The organism is Streptomyces sp. NPDC001381, assembly GCF_042895685.1.
GTDB lineage: Bacteria > Actinomycetota > Actinomycetes > Streptomycetales > Streptomycetaceae > Streptomyces.
In genome coordinates this window covers 524,068-546,140 of the sequence record NZ_JBIAWO010000002.1, presented here as the reverse complement: position 1 = coordinate 546,140, position 22,073 = coordinate 524,068, and the positions used below count along the sequence as shown (strand labels likewise).

The following is a 22,073-nucleotide window of genomic DNA, read 5'->3' as shown; positions in this document are numbered from 1 at the left end:
GGAACAACGATGACCGCACTGCGCCTGGACGACCTGACGCGGCTGCTCCGGGAGTGCGCGGGCAGCGACGAGTCCGTCGACCTGGAGGGCGACGTCCTCGACCTGACGTTCGCCGACCTCGGCTACGACTCGCTCGCGATCCTCGAGCTGACCGGGGTCGTCGAGCGGGAGCACCACATCCGGCTGGACGAGGAGGCGGTGCCCGAGGCGGACACCCCCCGCCGCTACCTGGACCTGGTCAACGCGGCACTCGCCGCGCGACGCTGAGCCCCCCGTGACGCGGTGACCGGCGGGCCTCCGCGGAGGTGACCGGAGCACGGCGCCGGTACCGGGAGCCGCGCGGCTTCCGGTACCCCGCCTCCGCCCGTCCGACCGCCCGTCAGTCGACGGTCACCTTGAGGATCATGTCCTGCCTCTCGCCCCGCCTGTCCGTGGCCAGCCACAGTTCACTGGCGCCGGGCACCTTGGCGATGGCGCGGAACCGCCCGTACACACCGCCGTAGTACTCGGTGGGGGTGCCGACGCTCCGTCCGTCGCCGCTGATCGGCAGGCGCCACAGGCGCTGGCCCAGCATCGACGTCACGTACAGGACGTCGCGGTTGACCGCGACCTGGCCGGGGACGCCGCCCCGGTCCGGGTTCCAGACGAACTCCGGGTTCGTCATGCCCTCGACGGCGCAGGAACCCTCGCAGGTGGGCCAGCCGTAATCGGCCCCCGGCTCGATGAGGTTGAGTTCGTCCCAGGTGTCCTGGCCGATCTCGGTCTCCCACAGCCGGCCCCGGTCGTCCCACACCAGGCCCTCGGGGTTGCGGTGACCGAGGCTGTAGACGGCGTTGCCGAAGGGGTTGCCGGGCGCCGCCTCGCCGCTCCTGGTGATGCGCAGGATCTTCCCGTTGAGCGAGTTCCTGTCCTGCGCGCGAGCGCCGGTCTGGCCGTCGCCGGTGGACACGTACAGGTAGCCGTCGGGGCCGAAGGCGATCTTTCCGCCGTTGTGGTCCCCGCCCCGGGCGATCCCGCCGAGCACGACGGCGTAGTCGCTGAGCGAGGTGCCGTCGAACCGCATCCGCACGACCCGGGTCTCGTCGGCGGCCGTGTGGACGAAGAAGACGTCCTGGTCCGTGGTGCCGTTCCAGGTCGGCGAGGGGGCGACGCCCAGCAGCCCGCCGTTGCCCACCCCGGGCCCGGTGGTGCCGTTGACCGTGTCCGGCACCACGCCCACGGCCTTCTTGGAGCCGTCCCGCGCCACCCGCCACACCTGCGAGGTGTGCCGCTCGGTCACCAGCGCCGTGGCGCCGTCGGGCAGGAAGGAGATGGCCCAGGGTTCCGTCAGCTCACCCGAGAGGGTGGCGACGGTCTTCGGGGCGCTGTCGTCGGACGGGGCGCCCGCCCGGAGGTCCGCCGTCCGGGGGGCGGGGTGCCGCGCCGCCCCGGCCGCCGTCGCCGGCGACAGGGCGCAGACGGCGAGGAGAGCGGTGGCGGCGGTGATCGCGGCTGCGCCCGGACGGACGCGCCGCAGCGCTGCTTGCGCCAAGCGTGACATGCGGAGGGCCTTTCCTGTCGTGGGGGGAGCCGCGTGGGCCCTGGCCAGGGGCGTCCACCGCAGGCTGCGGCCCAGGAGATGTCCCGAGTATCGAGCGCCCGGCGACGGGAGAGCCACTCGGATACGCCCGTCCTGCTGACGGCTGCGCCGGGGCGTGGCCGGACGGGCCGGTCCCGGGCGCCGGTTCCGTCCCGCCCGTGGGACGCCGGCAGCACTTCGCAGGCGGGCCCGCTCCCCAGCGATGCGGCGGTGCGCACAAGGGAGTTGTTCATGGTCGTTCACCCGATCCCGGGGGTGCGGCGCGGTACAGGTCGGGCCGCGACGGGGCGGGCGGTGTGCCGGACACGCCACCGGGGCGGACCGCGGTGCGCGGTCCGCCCCGGTGGGCGGGTTCGGTTGCGGAACGGTCAGCCGCTCAGCCCCTGATCCGGCTCCTGACCCAGACGCCGTTGGGCGAGAGCGCCTTGGTGCCGGCGAACTTGCCGGTGCCGCAGACACCCTTCTTGAAGACGGACAGATCCTTGTGGTTGTCGGAGAGGCTCCAGTTCGTCCAGCCGATCTTCTTCTTGGCCATGACGTCGATGAACTTCTGCGCCATGGGGTAGTCGGTGCCCCAGCCGTTCCAGGACGCGACGGCCCACTCCGTGACGAAGATCGGCAGCTTGTCCGAGGCCCGGTCCAGCAGCCTCAGGAACTGCTCGCGCCCCGCCGTCGCGTAGAAGTGGAACGTGTACATGACGTTCTTGTCGCGTACGGGATCCGCGACGATGATCTTCTCGTTGGTCGCCTCGGCCGCGCCGAGCGTCGCCCAGCCCCTCGTCGGGACGAGGATCACGCTGCCGGGGACGCGGGACCGGATCACCGGCATGATCTTTTTCGCGTAGTCCTTGATCGTCGGCCAGCTCACGTGGTGGGGCTCGTTGGCGATCTCGTAGATCACGTTGGTCTTGTTCCGGTGCCGTTCGGCGATGGTCTTGAAGAAGGTGCGCGCGTTGGCGAGGTCCTGGTGCGGATCACCCGGGTGGATCGTGTGCCAGTCGACGATGACGTACATGCCGCGGGCCGTCGCCATGTCGACGAGCCTGCTCGCCATGGCGGTGTACTTCTTCGGGTCCGCGCGATAGCCGCCCTCGCGGGCGTACGTCGAGACGCGCAGCACGCTCGCCTTCCAGTCGTAGGCGACGGCGTCCAGCGCGGCACCGGTCAGGCAGTCCGGGTACCACTGCGTGCCGTGGGTGCTCATGCCCCGCAACTGGACCGGTCGGCCGGACTGGGAACACAGCTGCGTGCCGCAGACGTGGAGCTTGCCCCACGCCTGGACCGGAGTCCTGGCCCTGGGGGCCTTTCCGGTGTCCTGTGCGTGCGCCGGGCTCGCGGGGAGAACGCCGAGCGCCGCCGCGAGGGCCAGCGAGGTCCAGGCCGCGCGACGGCTGCGGGACGTCAGTGAGGGCACTGCTGCCTCCAGTTCCTTGGGGGTACCGAAACGCAAATATGACGAATCATCACTTCATATGTGATGCAGCGTCACCGCGATTCGTCCGAGCCGCAGGAAGGTTCACCCGTGTGCAGCGCCGGGGCCCGCGTTCGCCCGCGGATGCCCCGCGCGGACCGCTCTCCGGCGGCCGCCACTCCGGCGAATCCTTCCTTCGAGCGACCCGTGCAGCAATCAGCCCAGCCAAAGGCGCAGGTCACACCCCTCCGTGGCTAGTGGTGGAGATGACCGTCCCCTTCAAGGAGCACACCTTGAGCCTTGATTCCTTTGACACCACCATGGAGACGACCCGGCCCCAGGTCCCACAGATAACCCACCGGTCCGGGCACACCGCCACCTCCGTACTCCCCGAGCCCCCGGACGACGAGGAGAAGTACTCCTACGCCCGACGTCACCTCTGGGTGCTCACGGGTGCCTCGCTCATCAGCATGGGCTGCCTCGTCTTCAGCCAGTTCAGGCTCATCCAGTCCTCGCCATGGCTGTTCGCGCTGCTGCCGTGCCTGGTCTTCAGCGTTCTCTACTACGTCGCCTCACTGCGCGTGAACGGCTTCACCCCCGACTTCGACCTCAAGGCCCATCGCCAACTGGTCCGGAAATGGCGTCCCGAGACGTATCCGACGGTCGCCGTCTTCCTGCCGGTGTGCGGCGAACCCCTCGACGTACTGGAGAACACCTGGACGCATGTGCGCCAACTCGCCGACCGTTACCCCGGTACGGCCACCGCTTACGTGCTCGACGACTCCGCGTCTCCCGAACTCGCCGACCTGGCGAAGGAGTTCGGCTTCGTCTACGGAAGCCGGCCCAACCGGGGCTGGTTCAAGAAGGCCGGCAATCTGCACTACGGGCTGGGCATCTCCGACGAGGAGTACATCCTCATCCTCGACGCCGACTTCGCCCCGCGCGCGGATCTGCTGGAGGAACTGCTGCCGTACATGGAACGCGACCCGAAGACGGGCATCGTCCAGTCGCCGCAGTTCTTCCGGGTGACCGGCCGGCAGACGTGGATCGAGCGGGGTGCGGGGGCCGTCCAGGAGCTGTTCTACCGGGCGATCCAGGTGTCCCGTCAGCGCCACGGCGGCGCCATCTGCGTGGGCAGTTGCGCCGTCTACCGGCGGGCGGCCCTGGAGGCCAACGGCGGCACCACCCTGATCGAGCACTCGGAGGACGTGCACACCGGCTTCGACCTGGGCCGGCTGGGCTGGGCCCTGCGCTATGTGCCGATCCCCCTCGCCACCGGCAACTGTCCCGACAACGTGAGCGCGTTCTACCACCAGCAGTACCGCTGGTGCTCGGGTTCCATGAGCCTGCTGGGAAGCAGGAAGTTCTGGAGCACGAAGCTGCGGCTCACCACCCGGCTCTGCTACTTCTCCGGCTTCCTCTACTACATCCACACGGCGCTCTTCACCTTCGTGGCACCGCTGCTCCCGATCGTGCTGCTGCTGACGATGCCCGAGAAACTCAAGGTCGAGTACTCGCTGCTCGTCCTGCCCAGCGTTCTCTACACCCTGGTGATCTTCCCGCTGTGGCACAGGTGCCCGTACCGGATCGAGGCGTGGGCCGTGCGCCTGATGTACGGGTGGGCGCACCTGTTCGCCATCTGGGACATCGCCCGCGGCAGGCGTCAGGCCTGGCGGCCCACCGGCTCGGCGGCCGCGGGCCGGAACAGGAACAGGCGCCTCTGCGTCGGCGTCCGGCTCTGGAACGGCGGGACGGCGATCCTGTGGGTGGGCGTCGCGGTCTGGCGCATGGCCACCCTGTACGCGCCGGACTTCGCACTGGTGCTGGCCTCCGGCCTGTTCTACGCCGTGATCGTGGGCCGGGTCGTCCTTCCGCACCGCGGTACCGCGGAGGAGTCCGTTCCCACCGCCGCGCCCAGGAGACTGGAGCCGGCGGAGAACCTCTGAACCACCACGCGACCGCGAGAGGTCCTCGGTGCCGCGCCGACACGGCCGCCGAGGACCTCTTCCGCGTCCTGGCCGGGGCGCTCGGCCGTCCAGCCGCACACTGCCCGCTCCGGGGCGGTGGTCACCCGGGCCAGGAGGGGCACTCGGAGGTCGTCGACAGGGTGCGGAGGCCGGAGGGACATCATGACCGCGACAGCGCAGAGCCCGGGCGACGGGCCGACGCGGGAGAAGATTCTGGACGTCTACCTCAACGATCACCTGGCCGGGGCGACGGCCGGTACCCGGCTCGCCAGGCGCATGGTGCGGGAGCACCACGACACGGAGTACGGGGTCGAGCTGGAGAAGCTCGCGGCGGAGATCGCGCAGGACAAGCGGTACCTGCTGCGGATCCTGTCCGACCTCGAGATGCCCGTGCAGCACTACAAGCAGTACGGAGCGAGGCTGGGCGAGAAGCTCGGGCGGGTGAAGCCCAACGGCCGGCTGCTGCGCCGCTCCGGCCTCACGGTGCTGGTCGAGCTCGAGGCCGTACGGCTGGGGGTACAGGGCAAGGCGTTGCTGTGGCGCGCCCTGCTCTCCGCCTCCGCCGAGGATCCGCGCCTGGACGCCGACTGGCTGCGGAAGCTGGAGCAGCGGGCGGAACAGCAGCTCAGGACGCTGGACGCGTTGCACCAGAGGGCGGCGGCCACGCTGCTGGCCGCCGAACCGGACGTGATGGCGTCCGCGTGACGCCGGCCGGGCCGACGAGCGTGACGGCCCCCCTCGGGCCGGCCGTCTGCCCGACCCGGACGGGGGCGGACCGGGCTCATCCACGGGGTGGATGAGCCGGATCGGGGATTGCGATCGCGCCGAGGATGGCGGCGGGGCGGGCGACCGCCCATAGTCGTCCCTACCCGCACGCCGCTGTCCGGATCAGCCGCCCACGTGCGGCCGTCCCCGGCATGCCGTGTGCCCCGCGAGGCCCGGAAGGCATGCCCGCTCCCGTACACCGTCCCTGGAGTCGCCATGCCCGGTTCCGCCCTGCCGCCGTCGCCCACCGCGGTCGACGACGCCGCTCCGTCTCCCGTCGCCGTCTCGGGCCCGGCCCATCTGCTGCGGGTGACCCTGCTGATGGCGGGCAGTTGTCTGCCGATCCTGGGGGCGGTGCTGATCGCCCCCGTGCTGCCGAAGATGCAGGACCACTTCGCCTCGGTGCCGGGGGCCAAGGCGCTGGTCCCGCTCGCGCTGACGGTCCCGGCGCTGGCGCTGGCCCTGCTGGCGCCGTTCGCCGGCGTGATGGTGGACCGGCTGGGCCGCAAGCGGCTGCTGATCGTGGCGACGGTGCTGTACGCCGCGTTCGGCACGGCGCCGCTCTGGCTGGACTCCCTCGGCGCCGTCATCGCCAGCCGCGCCCTGGTCGGCGTCACCGAGGCCGCCATCATGACCTGCTGCACGACCCTGATCGGCGACTACTACTCCGGTCGGCGGCGGGTGAAGTACCTCGCGCTGCAGACCATGTGCGCCTCGGCTTCGGCCACCGTCTTCTTCGTGCTGGGCGGCGCCGCCGGTTCGGCCGGGTGGCGGGTGCCCTTCTGGGTGTACGCCGTGAGCCTGGCGCTCGCCCCGCTGATGGCCACCGCCCTGCCCAGCCCCGCGCGCCGGGACGACGCCGGCGCCGACGGGGCCCCGGCCCCGGTGGAGACGCGGCGCCCGTTCCCCTGGCGGCAGTTGGCGGGCATCTGCGCAGTGACGTTCTTCGGGGCGATGGTCTTCTACACCGTCCCGGTGGAGATGTCGTACCTGCTGGACGACCTCGGGGTGGAGAACTCCGGGGTGATCGGCCTGGCCACCGCGGTCGCGAGCGCCGCCACCGTGGGCGGTGCGGTCGCCTTCGCCCGGCTGAAGCGCTCCCCCGACCCGATGCTGCCCGCCGTTCTCGCGGTCTGCGCGGCCGGCTTCGGGGTGATGTTCCTCGCGGGCAACGCCCCGGTGCTGGTCGCCGGAGCGGTGGTCAACTGCGTGGGCACGGGCATGCTGCTGCCCGCCCTGCTCACCAGCGCCATGTCCCGGCTGGCCTTCGAGGACCGCGGGCGCGGGACGGGGCTGTGGACGGCGGCCTTCTTCGGCGGCGAGTTCGTCTGCCCCCTGGTCCTGCTCGCCCTGGAGTCGGCGGTCGGCAGCCTCGCCGCCGCGGTGGGCGTCCTGGGGCTGGCCGCCGCCCTGGTCGCGGCGGGGCTGACGACGGCCCGCCGTCGCACGGCCACGGCCGACCCGCGGCCGCTGCCCGAACAACTGGCCTGAGCCCCCGCCCTCCGTCTCCCCCGGCCACCGGCCCGTCCCCGCGGTCCCGCGGGGACGGGCCCCTGCCATCCCCCACCAGTCCCGCCCGGTCCCGCCCGCCCCCGCGGCCTGGAGACACCCCGCCAGGGAACGCCCGCCCCGCAAGCCGCCCCACGCCGGGCCCGGAGACCGCCGCGGGGGTGGTGGGGTGCCGCTCGCCGGGCCCGCAGCGGGCCACCCACCCGCCCACCACGCACGGCACCCCCCCCGTGCGGCCCGCACCCCGAAGGCGGCCTACGCCCCCGCCGCGGGCGGTGCGGCGGAGGTGTCGTCGGGGAGGGGCCCCGTCAGGGTGGTGCCCACCTCCACGGCCTTCTGGCGGAGCCAGATGTGGGCGGCGTCCTGGGCGTGGACGGGGTGCCACCACAGGGCCTCCTGCACCGGTACCGCCTCGAAGGGGCAGGGCAGGACCCGGACCGCCGCCGACCGGACCGCCCGGCGGGCCAGACGCTCCTGGATCATCGCGACGCGCCGGGTGCCCTCGACCATGTGGGGCAGCAGCTGGAAGGTCTGTACGGAGACCTCCACCCGGGGGCTGATGCCGAGCATGCTGAGCTGCCGGGCGGCCGGCGCGTCGTAGGGCCGCTGGTAGACCGCCCAGGGCAGGCGGGCCAGCTGGTCCAGGGTGAGCTCGTGGCCGACCTCGGGGTGGTCGTCGGCGACCAGGCACAGCCAGCGGTCCTGGTGGAGGTCGACGCAGGGGAAGCCGTCGATGACGCCGTGCGGCATCAGCAGCCCGTCGACGGTGCTCAGCACGGTCGCGGTGTTCTCCACGACGGAGGGCGCCGGATGCTGGAAGGTGAACCGGATCCCGGGCGCCTCCCGGTGCACGGCGCGAGCGAGTTCGGCGCCGAAGACGGCCGCCCCGTAGTCGGAGGCGAGCAGGGTGAACTCCCGCGTCTCGGCGCCCGGATCGAAGTCCGCCTGGCTCGAGAAGACCCGCTCCAGCAGATCGCACGCGGTCGCGCTGCGGTCCCGCAGGGCGACCCCGAGCGGGGTCAGTTCGTAGCTGTTGCCGGTGCGGGCGAGCAATTCGTCGTCGAAATGGCGGCGCAGCCGGGCCAGTGCCGCGCTCATCGCGGGCTGGCTCAGTCCGATGCGCTCGCCGGCCCGGGTGACGTTGCGTTCCTCCAGCAGCGCACGCAGCGCGACCACCAGGTTGAGGTCGAGTCGGGACAGGTTCACCGGGCACCACCTAAGGAGCGAAGAGCCATCCATGCCGTGGATCCAGCGCATCCACAGGATTGATTTCCGTGATCAGCGGATCGGGTTCAGAGTAGACCGCAACCCAGCGGGAGGAAATCTCATGGCAACGCTCGCGCAACCTGCCGGCCCGTTCGCGCTCGGCACGTTCTCCGCTCAGGACGGGGACCCGTTCCCCGGTCTGCTGGCCCGGGAACGGGTGCTCGACCTGCGCAGGGCGCTGGACCGGGCGCCGTCCGACGTGCGGGCCGTGGTGGAGCGGTGGGAGGAGACCCTCCCCGTCCTGCGCGCCCTCGCGGAGGACGACGCCCTCGACTGGCGGCCGCTGGAGGAGCTGCGGGTGCACGCCCCGCTGGAGCCCCGGCAGATCTTCCAGTCCGGCGCCAACTACCGGCAGCACGTGATCGACCTGGAGGTCGCCCACCGCTCCCCCGACGACCCGCGCACGGTCGAGGAGGCCCGTGCGGAGATCGCCGCGATCATGGACCGCCGGGCCGCCGAGGACCTTCCGTACGTCTTCATCGGCCTGCCCAGCACGATCGCCGGGCCGTACGACGACGTCGTCCTCCCGTCCTGGGCCGCCCAGCCCGACTGGGAGCTGGAGCTGGCGGCCGTCATCGCCCGGCCCGCCCACCGGATCTCCGTCGAGGAGGCCCTGGACCACGTCGCCGGGTACACCATCGCCAACGACCTCACCGACCGCGCCACCGTCTTCCGGCGGGACATGCCGGCCATCGGCACCGACTGGCTGCGCTGCAAGAACGCGCCCGGCTTCACCCCGCTCGGCCCGTGGCTCGTGCCGGCCGAGTCGATCGCCGACCCCGGTGACCTGCGGGTCACGCTGAAGCTGAACGGCGAGACCATGCAGGACGAGTCCACCAAGGACATGCTCTTCGGGGTGGCACGGCTGGTGTCGTACATCTCGCAGACCGCCCGGCTGCTGCCCGGTGACCTGGTGCTGACCGGCAGCCCGGCCGGCAACGGCATCCACTGGGGGCGGCTGCTGCGCGACGGCGACGTCATGGAGGGGTCCGTCACCGGACTCGGTGTGCAGCGCACCCGCTGTGTGCAGGAGGGCCCGGCATGAGCCCGGACCGTCACGACCCCGAGGGCGCGATCGCCGAGGCCGCCAAGGCGTACTCCAACTGGGGGCGCTGGGGCGAGGACGACGTGCTGGGCACCCTGAACTTCCTCGACGAGGCCAAGCGCCGTGAAGGGGCCGCGCTGGTCCGCCGGGGCGTCAGCTTCTCGCTGTCGCAGTCCTTCGACATGAACGGCCCGCAGAAGGGCTGGCGCCGGCGCACCAACCCGGTGCACACCATGCTCGACACCGGCACCGACGCCGCCCTCGGCAACCAGGGCTTCCCGCACGGCATCGGCGGTGCCGACGACGTGATCGCGATGCCGTTGCAGTGCTCCACCCAGTGGGACGGGCTCGGGCACATCTTCGACCACGGCAGGGCGTGGAACGGGCGGGCCGCCGAGAAGGTGGTCACCTCCGACGGCGACCTCGTCACCGGCATCGAGCACATGGCGCCGTACGTCGCGGGACGCGGCGTGCTGCTGGACGTGGGCCGGGTCGTCGGCACGGGCGGCGAACTGCCCGACGGCTTCGCCGTCACCGAGGAACACCTGGAGCGGACCGCGCAGGCGCACGGCGTCACCGTCGGCCGCGGCGACATCGTCCTCGTACGGACCGGGCAGCTGACCCGGGCGCGGCGCGACGGCTGGGGCGACTACGCGGGCGGCCCGGCACCCGGGCTGTCCTTCACCGCCGCCGGCTGGCTGCACCGCACCGAGATCGCCGCGATCGCCACCGACACCTGGGGTTTCGAGGTGCGGCCGAACGAGTTCGAGAACGCCTTCCAGCCGCTGCACCAGGTCGTGATCCCCAACATGGGCCTGCTGATCGGCGAGATGTGGGACCTCGACGCCCTCGCCGCGGACTGCGCGGTGGACGGGGTGTACGCGTTCTGGCTGACCGCCGCGCCGCTGCCCATCACCGGCGCCGTCGGCTCCCCCGTCAGCCCGATCGCCGTCAAGTAGCCCCGCCGAGCCGCCGGATGCGCCTCTCCCCGGACAGCTGCGGCGCATCCGGCCCCTTCCTCGCCCCGCCCGGTCCCGGGCGGGCCCGCCCTCCGCATACCGTCCGCCTCCACGGCGGAAGAGCCGCACTCGTACCAGCCGCCCGAAGCCGTGCGGCCCGAACGGGAGGTATCCCCGACATGACCGACCCCCGAAGCCGCGCCGTCCTCGTCATCGGCGGGGGCGCCTCCGGCAACGCCGTCACCGTCCTGCTGCGCCGCGCGGGCGTCGCCGTGGACCTGATCGAGGCCAAGCCGGACTGGAACGCCACCACCGGTTCCGGCATCACCCTCCAGGGCAACGCGCTGCGCGTCCTGCGTGAGCTCGGCGTCTGGGAGCAGGTGAGCGCCTCCGGGTTCGCCTTCGGCTCCCTGGGCGTGACCGCCGCGGACGGCACCGTGCTGTTCGTCGCCGAGGACATCCAGACCGGCGGCCCCGAACTGCCCGCCACCGTGGGCATGCAGCGCCCGCGGCTCCAGCAGATCCTCATCGAGGCGGTCCGCGACTCCGGTGCCCGGGTCCGTCTCGGCACCACCGCCGAGAGCCTGGACCAGGACGACGACGGCGTCTCGGTGCGCTTCAGCGACGGCACCGAGGGCCGCTACGACCTGGTGATCGCCGCCGACGGCCTCAACTCGGCCACCCGCACCATGATCGGCGTCACCGACCGGCCCGAGCCCACCGGCATGGCCATCTGGCGGATCGCCGCCCCGCGCCCCGAGGGCGTGACGCGCACGGACCTGGCGTACGGCGGCCCGGCGTACATCGCGGGCTACTGCCCCACCAGCGAGAACACCATCTACGCCTATGTCGTCGAGGGGTGCCGCGACCGTGCCTCGATCCCCGCCCGGTCGTACGCCGACGAGATGCGCGCGCTCGCCGAGGGCTACGGCGGCTTCTGGCCCGAGATCGTGAAGCACATCGACGACCCGGCCGCGGTCAACTACACCTGGTTCGACCGCCACCTGGTCGAGGGCCCGTGGCACCGGGGCCGGGTGGTCCTGGTCGGTGACGCCGCCCACTGCTGCCCGCCCACCCTCGCGCAAGGGGCGGCGATGTCCCTGGAGGACGCCTCCGTCCTGGCCGAGCTGCTCACCACCCGCGAGACGTGGGACGACCGGCTCCTCACCGACTACCGGGCCCGGCGGCTGCCCCGGGTGCGCATGGTCGTCGACGCCTCCGTCCAGCTCGGCCAGTGGCTGCTCGACGGGGTGCGCGACGCCGACGTGCCCGGGCTGATGAGCCGGACCATGAACGCCCTCAAGGAGACGCCGTGACGGTCCCCACCGTGGACGTGCACGCCCACCTGCTGCTGCCGGAGGTCGAGGAGGCCGTCGCCGGCCGGGCCGGCCTCGCCGGGGCCCGTGCCCTCGACGCCCGCCGCAACGGCCCGGCGGCCCTCGCCGTCAACGGTCCCATGGTCGGGGAGCGGGTGCCCCGGCTGACGGACGTCGCCGCGCGCCTCGCCGCGATGGACGCGCAGGGCGTGGACGTGCAACTCGTGAGCCCCTCGCCGTCCCACTACCACTACTGGGCCGATCCCCGGCTGGCCGAGCGGGTGTGCCGGTCGGCCAACGAGGGGACGGCGGCGCACTGCGCGAAGGCCCCCGACCGGCTGTACGGCCTCGGTCTGGTGCCGCTCCAGCACCCCGGCCTCGCGCCGGCCCTCCTCGACCACGCGCTGGACCAGGGACTGCGGGGCGTGGAGCTCTCCTCGCACGCCCCGGGCCCGGCCGGGACCCGGGAGACGGAGCTGTCCGACCCGCGGCTCGCGCCGTTCTGGGCGCGGGCCGAGGAGACCGGCGCCCTGGTCTTCCTGCACCCCTTCGGCTGCACGCTCGACGAGCGCCTGGACCGGTGGTACCTGTCCAACACCGTCGGCCAGCCCACCGAGAACGCCGTCGCGCTCTCCCATCTGATCTTCTCAGGCGTCCTGGACCGGCATCCCGGCCTGAGACTGATCGCGGCGCACGGCGGCGGCTATCTGCCCACCCACATCGGGCGCTCCGACCACGCCTGGCGGGTCCGGCCCGACGCCCGGGGCTGCGCACGGGAGCCGAGCAGCTATCTGCGGAGGCTGTACTTCGACTCCCTCGTCCACGACCCGCGCGTGCTGCGCGAGCTGGTCCGCGCCGCCGGCCCGGACCGGGTCCTGCTCGGCTCCGACTTCCCCTTCGACATGGGCACCGAGGACCCGCTGGGCGCCCTGCGCGCCGCGGGCCTGCCCGACCACGACTTCCACGCGGTGCGGGGCGGCAACGCGGCCGCCCTGCTCGACCTCGTCTGAGGAGGACCCCCCATGACCGACCGCCTGCTCACCCATCTGCGGCACGTCGACCTCGCCGTGCCCGACTACGCCAAGCAGCTCGACTTCTACGCCGGCGTCTGGGGCCTGACCAAGGTCGCCGAGGACTCCGGCATCTCCTTCCTGGCCGCCGAGGGCAGCCCCGAGCAGTACGTCGTCCGGCTGCGCCGGTCGGACGAGAAGCGTCTCGACCTCGTCTCGTACGGGGCCGCGAGCGCGGCGGACGTGGACACGCTCGCCGAGCGACTGCTCAGCGGAGGCGTCCAGTTGATCTCCCAGCCGGGCAAGATCGACACCCCCGGCGGCGGCTACGGCTTCCGCTTCTTCGACGTGGACGGCCGCACCATCGAGGTCTCGTCGGACGTCGAGGTCCGCCGGCACCGCAGGATCGAGGAGAAGGAGTCGATCCCGGTCAAGCTGTCGCACGTCGTCCTCAACTCGCCGGACCTCGACAAGACCCGTGAGTGGTACGAGCGTCACCTCGGCTTCCGCCACTCCGACACGCTCAGCTCGCCGTACGTCGGCGACGTCATGCACTTCATGCGGATCAGCAACCAGCACCACTCCATGGCCATCGCCAAGGGCCCGCACACCTCGCTGCACCACGTCTCCTTCGAGATGCGCGGCCTCGACGAGTACATGCGCGGCTCCGGCCGGGTGATGCGGGCCGGCTTCCGGAAGGTCTGGGGCCCGGGCCGGCACATGGCGGGCGACAACACCTTCACGTACTTCCTCGACCCGCACGGCAACACCGTCGAGTACACGACGGAGCTGGAGCTGCTGGACGAGGACACCTGGCACCCGCACGTCTACGACTTCTCCCAGCCCGAGGTCACCGACCAGTGGGGCACGGCCAACCCGATGAACGAACTGGTCGCCAAGGAGTCGTTCAACGACGTCGACCCCGGTGTGTTCGTCGCCCCGCCGGTCTGATCCCCCTCGAGTTCCGGGGGCGCGGCGCTCCCCTGTCATGCCCTGACTGCCCGCCGCGTCCCCGGGCCGCGCCCCCCGCACCCGCCCTGCCCCACCGCCCGCCGCCGACAGGACCTCCCCATGCGCTTCGCCACGTACGAGTACGACCACCGGCACCGAGTGGCCGTCGTCGAAGAGGACGGCACGCTCCGCCCGCTGCCCGGTGCGGGCTCGCTGACCGCGCTGCTCGCCGAGGGCGGCGGTCTGACCGCACTGCTGGAGGCGGGCACCGCGGCGCTCGGCGTCCCGGCCGGCCCCCATGTCTCGGAGGTACGGCTGCTGCCCCCGCTCCAGCCGCCCACCGTGCGGGACTTCGTGGCCTTCGAGGAACACGTCGAGGGCGTACGGCGGTCGGTGGACGGCGTCGGCGGGGTGCCCGAGGCCTGGTACGACGCCCCGACCTTCTACTTCACCAACCCCTACGCGGTCGTCGGCGCCCACGACGACGTGCCGGTGCCGCCGGGCAGCACGGTGCTCGACTTCGAGCTGGAGGTCGCCGCGGTCGTCGGCCGCGCCGGGCGCGATCTCACCCCGGAGCAGGCCCGTGAGCACATCGTCGGCTACACGGTCCTCAACGACTGGTCGGCCCGCGATCTGCAGTCCCGCGAGATGCAGGTCCGGCTCGGCCCCTGCAAGGGCAAGGACACCGCCACCACCCTCGGGCCGTACCTGGTGACGGCCGACGAGCTGGAGCCGTACCGGGACGCCGAGGGGTTCCTGCGGCTCGCGCTCACCGCCTCGGTGAACGGCGAGGTCGTCGGCAAGGACCTGCTGTCCAACATGAGCTGGACGTTCGAGGAGATGGTCGCCTACGCCTCGCGCGGCACCTGGGTGCGTCCCGGCGACGTCCTGGGCTCGGGCACCTGCGGCAACGGCGGCTGTCTCGCGGAGCTGTGGGGCGTACGCGGCAGGCGGGACCCGGCGCCGCTGCGGCCCGGCGACACCGTGACGCTCACCGTCGAGGGCCTCGGCAGTGTCTCCAACACGGTGGTGGCCGGTTCCGAGCCGGTGCCGCTGCCGGGCGCCCGCCGCCGCTCGCGGGAGCGGCCGTGAGCGGCGACCTGGTTCCCAAGCGGCTTCTCGGCAAGGTCGTCGTGGTCACGGGCGCGGCCGGCGGCCAGGGCGCCGCGGAGGCCGAGGCGCTGACCCGGGAGGGCGCCCGGGTGATCGCCACCGACGTCACCGAGGCGCCGGGGTGCCGCCGGCTCGACGTGACCAGCGAGAAGGACTGGACGGAGCTCGCCGCCGAACTGCGTGAGGCGTACGGGCAGGTGCACGGGCTGGTCAACAACGCGGGCGTCACCTGGCGGGCCCGCATCGACGCCGTGCGCCCCGAGGACATGGCCCGGGTCCACGCCGTGAACGTCACGGGTCCGCTCCTGGGCATCCGGACACTGGCTCCGCTGATGCGGCCGGGCGCGTCGATCGTGAACGTCGGCTCGTCGGCGGCGCTGACCGCCCACTACCCGGTCGCGTACACGGCCAGCAAGTGGGCGCTGCGGGGCCTGTCGAGGACCGCCGCGACGGAACTGGGCCCCCGTGGCATCCGGGTGAACATCATCCATCCCGGCTTCATCGAGACGGAGATGACCGCCTCCGCCGCCCCCGCGTTCCGGGTGGCGAACCTCCGGGAGACACCGCTCGGCCGCACCGGGACCGTCGAGGACGTCACGCCCCTCGTCGTCTTCCTCCTGAGCGACGACTCCGCCTTCGTCACCGGCGCCGAGATCCCGGTGGACGGCGGCCTCACCGCGCACGGCGGGGCCAAGTCGATCTCGGACGCCCTCCACCCGTAGCAGCAGAAAGGCCCACCCACCCATGGACAAGGTCCGCCCGAGCGCCGCCGAGGCGGTCGCCGACATCCCCGACGGCGCGTCGCTGGCCGTCGGCGGCTTCGGCCTCAGCGGCATCCCCGACGTGCTCATCCAGGCCCTCCACGCCCAGGGCGCGACCGGCCTGGAGGTCGTGTCGAACAACTGCGGAGTGGACGGGCGCGGGCTGGGCGTCCTGCTGGCCGACGGCCGGATCGCCCGTGTCACGGGCAGTTACGTGGGCGAGAACAAGGAGTTCGCCCGTCAGTACCTGTCGGGCGAACTGGAGGTGGAGCTGGTGCCGCAGGGCACGCTGGCCGAGCGGCTGCGCGCGGGCGGAGCGGGCATCCCGGCCTTCTACACCCCCGCCGGCGTGGGCACCCAGGTGGCCCGCGGCGGTCTGCCCTGGCGCCACACCGCCGACGGCCGCGTGGCCGTGGCCTCCCCGCCCAAGGAGACCCGCGACTTCGCCGACCGGACGTACGTCCTGGAGCACGGCATCACCACCGACTTCGCCCTCGTACGGGCCTGGCGCGGCGACCGCCACGGAAACCTGGTCTTCCGCAGGTCCGCCGCCAACTTCAACCCGCTGGCCGCGATGGCGGGCCGGATCACCGTCGCCGAGGTCGAGGAACTCGTGGAACCGGGCGGGCTGCGACCGGACGAGGTCCATCTGCCGGGTGTCTTCGTCCAGCGGGTCGTGTCCCTCACCCCGGCCCAGGCGGCCGACAAGCAGATCGAGAAGAGGACGGTACGCGCATGAGCACCGCCACCACCGCGCGGGCCGGCTGGACCCGCGACCAGATGGCCGCCCGCGCGGCCGCCGAGCTCACCGACGGCTCCTACGTCAACCTCGGCATCGGCCTGCCCACCCTGATCCCGGGCCACCTTCCGCCCGGCGTGCACGTGGTCCTGCACTCCGAGAACGGCATCCTCGGCACCGGCCCCTACCCGGCGGAGGACGAGGTCGACCCCGACCTGATCAACGCCGGCAAGGAGACCGTCACCGTGCTGCCCGGGGCCTCCTTCTTCGACTCCGCCCTGTCCTTCGGCATGATCCGCGGCGGCCACATCGACACGGCCGTGCTCGGCGCGATGCAGGTGTCGGAGCGCGGCGACCTGGCCAACTGGATGGTCCCCGGCCGGATGGTCAAGGGCATGGGCGGTGCCATGGACCTGGTCCACGGCGCCCGCCGGGTCGTGGTGCTGATGGAGCACACCGCGAAGGACGGCAGCCCGAAGATCGTCCGGGAGTGCACCCTGCCGCTCACGGGCGAGGCGTGCGTCCATCGCGTCGTCACCGATCTCGGCGTCCTGGACGTCACGCCCGAGGGCCTCGTGCTGGTGGAGTGCGCGCCGGGCGTCTCCGCACGGGACATCGCCGCCCGCACGGACGCGCCGCTGCTCCGGCAGGCGTAGGACCATCGCACGTGAGGCGGGGCGGGACCGGGTGGTCCCGCCCCGCCCGACGTCGTCGTCCCGCCCTAAGGCAGCGGCATGACCTTGCGGTAGGTGAACACCGCGACCGCCGCGACCGCGACGTGCATCAGGAGCAGTGCCGACACGCCGATCGCGCCGCCGTCGCCGAAGAGCAGGAAGTCGGGCACGAAGGACACCACGACGAGGGCGGGCACCAGCCACCGCACGAGCGCCTGCGGGTCCTTCGCCACCTTGCGCAGGACGGCCCAGCCGACGGCTCCCGCGATCACGCCGACCGCCGTCAGAAAGATGTACGAGGACGCCTTCAGCGGCCGGAAGTCGTCCGGGGCGCCGGCGGCCAGGGCGAGCAGGGCGAGCACGGCGTCCGCCACGGACGCCACCACGACGGCGGCCACCACTCCGCCGACGACCACGAGCGGGCCCCGGCGGACGGCGACGGGTTCAGAGGCGACTGACATGACAACTCCAGGAAGGCTGCTGGGGGATGAGCCCCGAGGACGGGTATGTTTGAAACATCAAACAGGAGCTCGGCATGAGTCTGTCCGAATACATTTGAAATTTCAAGCGCATGGTCGCACGTATCCCCGGACCCCTGAGGGCGGAGGCCCCTGAGGCCGGGGGGGTCCCCGAGGCCGGGGGTCCCCCGAGGCCGGCGGCCCAGGGCGGCGGTCAGGCCACCGTGTAGCCGAGCTGCCGCCGCATGAAGGGGGTCATGAGGGTCTTCGCCTTGGCCAGGGTGGAGGTGCGGGTCCCGAGCACCGCGGTCTCGCCGCCCGGCACGGGCAGGACGGTCACTCCGTCGGCCGGGCCGAACGGCACGACGAGCGGGGTGCGGTGGACGGCGCGATAGGAGCGGGAGTTCTTCCCGTGCCTGCCCGAACCGCGCAGATAGGAACCGATGTTGTGGGCTGCGGTCTCCGCCTGGGAGAGGGCGGCGGGGGTGACCTTGAGCTCGTGGACGTCGTTCACGTCGCCCACCGCGAACACGTCCGGCCGGCCCACGACCCGCAGCATCGCGTCGACCTTCACGTGCCCCGCGCCGTTCAGCCACTCGCCGTGCCCGGCCAGCCGCAGCCAGAGGGTGTTGGGCGTGGTGCCCGTCGCCCAGAAGGAGAGGTCGGCGGCGAGGACGGTGCCGCGGGCGTCGCGGTAGGTGCCGAAGTCGTTGCCGGGGGAAATGAAGGAGTCCAGCCGCACCTCCACCCCGTGGGCCTCCAGCCAGGCACGGGCCCTGCGGCCGGCGCGGGCGCTGCCCGTGGAGTTCAGCAGCTCCGTCCCGGCGTGGGCGAGGGTGACCCGGGCGTCCGGGCGGGCGAGGCGGATCTCGGCGCTGAGCTCGACGCCGGAGGGGCCGCCGCCGACGACGAGGACCTGCTCGGCGGTGGCGATCTTCTGCTGGTGTCCGGCGAACGACTTGACCGCCTCCTCGGCGGTGCCCCCGGTGAACCGGGCCGGCTCCGGGTAGTCGGCGCCGGTGGCGATCACCAGGACGTCGTACGGCAGCCGTTCACCGGTGGCCAGCACGACCTCCCGCCCGGCGGTGTCGACACGGACCGCCTTGCCCATGACCACCCGTCCGTTGCGCAGCAGCCGGTCGTACGGGATGAACGGGGTCACCGTCCACTCCGGGCGCACACCGGCACGCAAGGAGGCGATCCGGTGGAAGAAGACCTCCTTGCGGTCGACGAGCGTGACGCTCGCCGTCGCGTCCAGCCGTTTCGCCAGGCGGACGCCCGCGTAACCGCCGCCTATCACCACTACGTTGCCGTCTCGCACAACGGATCTCCTGTACCGGGTGGGGGGATTCAGCGCGAGCGTAGCCCCTTGAAACCTAAAGCACCTTGGGGCTCTGTGCAGGTCCTGTGAAGGGTGCGGCACCGCACCTCGGCCGCCCATGGCGAACCGCCGGCCCCCCGCCGGCGGCGCCCGCCACGGCGGGCACGCGGGAAGTCCCCCGGCAACAAGCTCGTACTGCCACTGGAGCGCGCCAGCAGAGCGCGCAAGGAGCTCTTCCGTGACTGCTTCCCGGAATCCGGACCTGCGGGGTCTTGGGAGCGAAAGGAAATCAGCCGGGCCGGCCGAGGTCGCCTCGTTCGGCAAGTACCTGGGCGGCAGCCCATCACCCGCAGCGTCTTCATGGGCCGTGAACTCACCCATGCCCTGGGACTGATGCGGCTGAGGAGGACGGACGAGATCGCCGCGCGGATCCTCGACGGCGCGCTGACGCTCGAGGGCATCAAGAGCCCCCGCCGCTCGTCGGTTCGCTGTCCGGCGGACAGCAGCAGGCGGTGGCGATCGCCCGTGCGGCGCACTTCAAGCGCAGTCTGCTGATCCTGGACGAGCCGGCCAGCGCGCTGGCCGTCGTCGAGGGGCCGGAGGGCCTGCGCCGCCATCGCGAGGGCAAGCCCCTCGCCTGAGCGACGGGCCGCGGCGGCCGGGCGGGAGGAACCGCCCGCCGGCCCCCCCCCCCCCCCCGCGGCGGGGGGGCGCGGGGGGGGGGGGCCCCGCCCCCCCCCCCCCCCCCCCCGGCCCGGGATCATGCCGGGGCCGGCCCGCTCGGACGGGCCCGCGCCCCGGCGGGGCCCGCCGCTACGACGGGGTGACGGCGTCGTGCGCCGTGTTGCGGCCCAGCCGCTCCCGGACCACGGCCACGACCACCACGCCCACGGCCACCAGGGTGGACAGGACGACCTGGTCGCGGCCGCCGCCCTCGGCCGTGTCGGTGAGCATGTAGCCCAGGACGAAGGTGATCAGGGCGATGGTGGCCCAGGTGAGGTAGGGGTAGAGCCACATCCTGACGACCAGCTTCTCCGGCGACTCCCGCTGGATGATCTTGCGCATCCGCAGCTGGGAGAAGCAGATCACCAGCCAGACGAACAGGGCGATCGCACCGGAGGAGTTGAGGAGGAACTGGAAGACCGTGTCGGGCCAGAGGTAGTTGAAGGCGACCGCGACGAAGCCGAAGACGACCGAGGCCAGGATGGCCGACCGGGGGACGCCGCGGTCCGTGGTCTGCCCGAAGGCGGCCGGGGCGTCGCTGCGGCGGCCGAGCGAGAACGCCATGCGCGAGGCGGTGTACAGGCCGGAGTTGAGGCAGGACAGCACGGAGGTCAGCACGATGGCGTTCATGATCTGGGCGGCGTGCGGGATGCCGATGGAGCTCAGCGCGGCGACGTACGAGCCGTCCTCGAGGATGGCCGGGTCGTCCCAGCGCAGCAGCGACACGACGATCAGGATCGAGCCCAGGTAGAACACCGCGATCCGCCAGATCACGCTGTTGGTGGCCTTGGTGACCGCGCCGCGCGGGTCCGAGGTCTCGCCGGCGGCCAGCGTGACGATCTCGCTGCCCATGAACGAGAAGACGACCATCAGGACGCCGGTGAGGATCGCCCCCGGTCCGTTCGGCAGGAAGCCGCCGTGCGCGGTGAGGTTGGAGAAGCCGCTCGCCGGGTGGTCCGAGCCGGGCAGCAGACCGAAGATCGCGAGGCCGCCGAGGACGATGAACGCGGCGATGGCGACGACCTTGATGCCGGCGAACCAGAACTCGAACTCGCCGTAGGAGCTGACCGAGACCAGGTTGGTGGCGGTGAGGACGACCATGACGATCAGCGCCCAGCCCCATTGCGGGACCGCGGGGATCCAGCCCGCCAGGATCTTGGCACCGGCGGTCGCCTCGACCGCGAGGACGACGACCCAGAAGAACCAGTAGAGCCAGCCGATGGTGAATCCGGCCCAGCGGCCCAGCGCGCGGTCCGCGTAGGCGGAGAAGGAGCCGGACGTGGGGTTGGCCGCCGCCATCTCGCCCAGCATGCGCATGACGAGGACGACGAGGACGCCGACGAGGGCGTAGGAGACGAGGATGCCGGGGCCCGCGGCGGCGATGCCGGAGCCGGAGCCGACGAACAGGCCGGCGCCGATGACACCGCCGATGGCGATCATCGACAGATGGCGGTTCTTCAGGCCGGCCTGCAGGCCGGAGTCCGCCGGGTTGCCCGCGGCGGGGGCCACCGGAGGCGTCTCGGAGGGAGCGGGGACAGGGGGACGTGTGGTCATCTCGACATCCGTGGAGGAGGGGACGGTGACGAGGCGCGAAATTAGTTCACTACGATCGAAAAGAACAAGACTTGTTTAAGTGTTCACCTTGCTCTATTTTGCAGGCAACCGCGGAACCCTCACTTCCGGGAGCCCTCTGTGCACCACGCCGTGACCCCGCTCAGCAGGCAGTTAGGGTGGCGCCGTGGTGAATGCAGCGGGCAAGTTCGGGCCCTACGGCGGCGGGGACACCCGCCTCCGGTCCGGCGGGAGTCAGACGGGTTCGGACCTGGTCCGGTCCCGGGTCGCGCTGCGGGTGCGCCTGAAGTCCGTCTCGCCGGGTGACCGGCTGCCGGACGCCGGCGTCCTCGCCGAGGAGCTGGGGATCGGTGAGATCACCGTGCGCCGCGCGCTGGAGGGCATGTGCCAGGACGGCTTGCTCGACCGGCGGCGGGGCCGGGCGGGCGGCACCTTCGTCGCCGCGGACTGGGACACCGTCGTCGCCCTGATGCACGACGCCGAGGAGGCGGCCGTACTGGACTCCTTCCACCTGCTGCTGGAGTGCGGTCTCGTCGCCCACGGCGCGGGCGAGGTCCCGGCCGCCCACCTCGACGGACTGCGCTCGCTCGTCGACGAGATGGACCTGGCCGACGACCCGGCACGGCTGGTCGAACTCGAGACACGCTTCCACCTCGACCTCGCGGAACTGCTCGGCGGAGCCGGAATCCGCGAGTTCGCCGCCGATCTGCTCGGCCGGCAGTGCCTGCTGCTGCCCGCCCCGGACCCCTCGGTGGTACGGGCCCGCAACCGCTGCCACGCCGATCTGCTCACCGAACTCGGCCGCGGCGCGATGGATCCGGCCGTGCGAGCCGTGAAGGACCACCAGCGGGTCCGCCCGAGCTGACGCCCGGCCGGCCCGACCCGGCCCACGCCCCCGCGCACCCCGGTGCGCGCCGCCCGACCGCACAAGGAG

Annotated in this window: 21 protein-coding genes; 15 read left to right on the top strand and 6 right to left on the bottom strand. The window is 72.5% G+C overall.

All coding sequences use genetic code 11. The annotated features are described in order from the left end of the window. The first annotated feature begins 9 nt into the window (after positions 1-9). A complete protein-coding gene (locus ACFY2L_RS09525; RefSeq protein WP_390656331.1) occupies positions 10-267 on the top strand; it encodes an acyl carrier protein in 258 nt (85 codons plus the stop codon). A 112-nt stretch (positions 268-379) separates the two neighbouring features. Here ACFY2L_RS09525 and ACFY2L_RS09520 read toward each other — a convergent pair whose 3' ends face one another. Both ACFY2L_RS09520 and ACFY2L_RS09515 read right to left on the bottom strand, forming a co-directional pair. Next, on the bottom strand, positions 380-1,540 hold the full coding sequence (locus tag ACFY2L_RS09520) for a PQQ-dependent sugar dehydrogenase (protein WP_390656330.1): 1,161 nt from the start codon (positions 1,538-1,540) through the stop codon (positions 380-382). A 415-nt stretch (positions 1,541-1,955) separates the two neighbouring features. After that, positions 1,956-2,993 (bottom strand): glycoside hydrolase family 5 protein, encoded by a 1,038-nt coding sequence (locus tag ACFY2L_RS09515; protein WP_390656329.1) that lies wholly within the window; start codon positions 2,991-2,993, stop codon positions 1,956-1,958. Between the two features lie 467 nt (positions 2,994-3,460). On the opposite strand from ACFY2L_RS09515, the gene ACFY2L_RS09510 reads away from it, so the two are divergent. From ACFY2L_RS09510 to ACFY2L_RS09500, 3 genes are all read left to right on the top strand, one after another. Further along, positions 3,461-4,936, top strand: coding sequence for a glycosyltransferase family 2 protein (locus tag ACFY2L_RS09510; protein WP_390657106.1), 1,476 nt, complete (start codon positions 3,461-3,463; stop codon positions 4,934-4,936). Between the two features lie 183 nt (positions 4,937-5,119). Continuing rightward, on the top strand, positions 5,120-5,662 hold the full coding sequence (locus ACFY2L_RS09505) for a hypothetical protein (RefSeq protein WP_390656328.1): 543 nt from the start codon (positions 5,120-5,122) through the stop codon (positions 5,660-5,662). 276 nt (positions 5,663-5,938) lie between these two features. Continuing rightward, positions 5,939-7,213, top strand: coding sequence for an MFS transporter (locus ACFY2L_RS09500; protein ID WP_390656327.1), 1,275 nt, complete (start codon positions 5,939-5,941; stop codon positions 7,211-7,213). A 273-nt stretch (positions 7,214-7,486) separates the two neighbouring features. On the opposite strand, the gene ACFY2L_RS09495 is transcribed toward ACFY2L_RS09500, so the two are convergent. Further along, positions 7,487-8,437: a LysR family transcriptional regulator gene (locus tag ACFY2L_RS09495; RefSeq protein WP_390656326.1), complete on the bottom strand. Its 951-nt coding sequence runs from the start codon at positions 8,435-8,437 to the stop codon at positions 7,487-7,489. Positions 8,438-8,558: 121 nt separating this feature from the next. On the opposite strand from ACFY2L_RS09495, the gene ACFY2L_RS09490 reads away from it, so the two are divergent. From ACFY2L_RS09490 to ACFY2L_RS09450, 9 genes are all read left to right on the top strand, one after another. Continuing rightward, positions 8,559-9,542: a fumarylacetoacetate hydrolase family protein gene (locus tag ACFY2L_RS09490; RefSeq protein WP_390656325.1), complete on the top strand. Its 984-nt coding sequence runs from the start codon at positions 8,559-8,561 to the stop codon at positions 9,540-9,542. Next, the gene (locus ACFY2L_RS09485; protein WP_390656324.1) at positions 9,539-10,501 is read left to right on the top strand and encodes a cyclase family protein; all 963 of its coding nucleotides are present in this window, start codon (positions 9,539-9,541) and stop codon (positions 10,499-10,501) included. Before ACFY2L_RS09490 ends, ACFY2L_RS09485 begins: the two co-directional genes overlap by 4 nt. Before the next feature lie 179 nt (positions 10,502-10,680). Further along, positions 10,681-11,817 carry an FAD-dependent oxidoreductase gene (locus ACFY2L_RS09480; RefSeq protein WP_390656323.1) on the top strand — a complete coding sequence of 379 codons (1,137 nt, stop codon included), beginning with the start codon at positions 10,681-10,683 and terminating at the stop codon, positions 11,815-11,817. Next, positions 11,814-12,827: an amidohydrolase family protein gene (locus tag ACFY2L_RS09475; RefSeq protein ID WP_390656322.1), complete on the top strand. Its 1,014-nt coding sequence runs from the start codon at positions 11,814-11,816 to the stop codon at positions 12,825-12,827. Before ACFY2L_RS09480 ends, ACFY2L_RS09475 begins: the two co-directional genes overlap by 4 nt. Positions 12,828-12,839: 12 nt before the next feature. After that, on the top strand, positions 12,840-13,778 hold the full coding sequence (locus tag ACFY2L_RS09470) for a VOC family protein (protein ID WP_390656321.1): 939 nt from the start codon (positions 12,840-12,842) through the stop codon (positions 13,776-13,778). A gap of 120 nt (positions 13,779-13,898) precedes the next feature. After that, positions 13,899-14,870, top strand: coding sequence for a fumarylacetoacetate hydrolase family protein (locus tag ACFY2L_RS09465; protein ID WP_390656320.1), 972 nt, complete (start codon positions 13,899-13,901; stop codon positions 14,868-14,870). Next, positions 14,867-15,613, top strand: coding sequence for an SDR family NAD(P)-dependent oxidoreductase (locus tag ACFY2L_RS09460; RefSeq protein WP_390656319.1), 747 nt, complete (start codon positions 14,867-14,869; stop codon positions 15,611-15,613). Before ACFY2L_RS09465 ends, ACFY2L_RS09460 begins: the two co-directional genes overlap by 4 nt. Before the next feature lie 22 nt (positions 15,614-15,635). Next, entirely contained in the window at positions 15,636-16,391 is a 756-nt protein-coding gene (locus tag ACFY2L_RS09455) for a CoA transferase subunit A (protein ID WP_390656318.1), read from the top strand. Beyond that, a complete protein-coding gene (locus ACFY2L_RS09450; protein ID WP_390656317.1) occupies positions 16,388-17,047 on the top strand; it encodes a CoA transferase subunit B in 660 nt (219 codons plus the stop codon). Before ACFY2L_RS09455 ends, ACFY2L_RS09450 begins: the two co-directional genes overlap by 4 nt. Positions 17,048-17,112: 65 nt before the next feature. Here ACFY2L_RS09450 and ACFY2L_RS09445 read toward each other — a convergent pair whose 3' ends face one another. Together ACFY2L_RS09445 and ACFY2L_RS09440 are read right to left on the bottom strand one after the other, a co-directional pair. Then, positions 17,113-17,526 carry a DUF6069 family protein gene (locus ACFY2L_RS09445; protein ID WP_390656316.1) on the bottom strand — a complete coding sequence of 138 codons (414 nt, stop codon included), beginning with the start codon at positions 17,524-17,526 and terminating at the stop codon, positions 17,113-17,115. A 211-nt stretch (positions 17,527-17,737) separates the two neighbouring features. Further along, a complete protein-coding gene (locus ACFY2L_RS09440) occupies positions 17,738-18,844 on the bottom strand; it encodes an NAD(P)/FAD-dependent oxidoreductase (protein WP_390656315.1) in 1,107 nt (368 codons plus the stop codon). Positions 18,845-19,356: 512 nt separating this feature from the next. On the opposite strand from ACFY2L_RS09440, the gene ACFY2L_RS09435 reads away from it, so the two are divergent. Then, positions 19,357-19,485: a hypothetical protein gene (locus tag ACFY2L_RS09435; protein ID WP_390656314.1), complete on the top strand. Its 129-nt coding sequence runs from the start codon at positions 19,357-19,359 to the stop codon at positions 19,483-19,485. A gap of 172 nt (positions 19,486-19,657) precedes the next feature. Here ACFY2L_RS09435 and ACFY2L_RS09430 read toward each other — a convergent pair whose 3' ends face one another. After that, the gene (locus ACFY2L_RS09430) at positions 19,658-21,121 is read right to left on the bottom strand and encodes an amino acid permease (protein ID WP_390656313.1); all 1,464 of its coding nucleotides are present in this window, start codon (positions 21,119-21,121) and stop codon (positions 19,658-19,660) included. A 184-nt stretch (positions 21,122-21,305) separates the two neighbouring features. Between ACFY2L_RS09430 and ACFY2L_RS09425 the strand changes: the two genes are divergently transcribed. Beyond that, positions 21,306-22,004 (top strand): FadR/GntR family transcriptional regulator, encoded by a 699-nt coding sequence (locus ACFY2L_RS09425; RefSeq protein WP_390656312.1) that lies wholly within the window; start codon positions 21,306-21,308, stop codon positions 22,002-22,004. Positions 22,005-22,073: the final 69 nt, after the last annotated feature.

Excerpts from the sequence above, each read along its gene's own strand:
- ACFY2L_RS09525 (WP_390656331.1), top strand. The coding sequence starts at position 10 with ATGACCGCACTGCGCCTGGACGACCTGACGCGGCTGCTCCGGGAGTGC.
- ACFY2L_RS09520 (WP_390656330.1), bottom strand. The coding sequence starts at position 1,540 with ATGTCACGCTTGGCGCAAGCAGCGCTGCGGCGCGTCCGTCCGGGCGCA.
- ACFY2L_RS09510 (WP_390657106.1), top strand. The coding sequence starts at position 3,461 with ATGGGCTGCCTCGTCTTCAGCCAGTTCAGGCTCATCCAGTCCTCGCCA.
- ACFY2L_RS09505 (WP_390656328.1), top strand. The coding sequence starts at position 5,120 with ATGACCGCGACAGCGCAGAGCCCGGGCGACGGGCCGACGCGGGAGAAG.
- ACFY2L_RS09500 (WP_390656327.1), top strand. The coding sequence starts at position 5,939 with ATGCCCGGTTCCGCCCTGCCGCCGTCGCCCACCGCGGTCGACGACGCC.
- ACFY2L_RS09490 (WP_390656325.1), top strand. The coding sequence starts at position 8,559 with ATGGCAACGCTCGCGCAACCTGCCGGCCCGTTCGCGCTCGGCACGTTC.
- ACFY2L_RS09485 (WP_390656324.1), top strand. The coding sequence starts at position 9,539 with ATGAGCCCGGACCGTCACGACCCCGAGGGCGCGATCGCCGAGGCCGCC.
- ACFY2L_RS09480 (WP_390656323.1), top strand. The coding sequence starts at position 10,681 with ATGACCGACCCCCGAAGCCGCGCCGTCCTCGTCATCGGCGGGGGCGCC.
- ACFY2L_RS09470 (WP_390656321.1), top strand. The coding sequence starts at position 12,840 with ATGACCGACCGCCTGCTCACCCATCTGCGGCACGTCGACCTCGCCGTG.
- ACFY2L_RS09465 (WP_390656320.1), top strand. The coding sequence starts at position 13,899 with ATGCGCTTCGCCACGTACGAGTACGACCACCGGCACCGAGTGGCCGTC.
- ACFY2L_RS09455 (WP_390656318.1), top strand. The coding sequence starts at position 15,636 with ATGGACAAGGTCCGCCCGAGCGCCGCCGAGGCGGTCGCCGACATCCCC.
- ACFY2L_RS09450 (WP_390656317.1), top strand. The coding sequence starts at position 16,388 with ATGAGCACCGCCACCACCGCGCGGGCCGGCTGGACCCGCGACCAGATG.
- ACFY2L_RS09445 (WP_390656316.1), bottom strand. The coding sequence starts at position 17,526 with ATGTCAGTCGCCTCTGAACCCGTCGCCGTCCGCCGGGGCCCGCTCGTG.
- ACFY2L_RS09430 (WP_390656313.1), bottom strand. The coding sequence starts at position 21,121 with ATGACCACACGTCCCCCTGTCCCCGCTCCCTCCGAGACGCCTCCGGTG.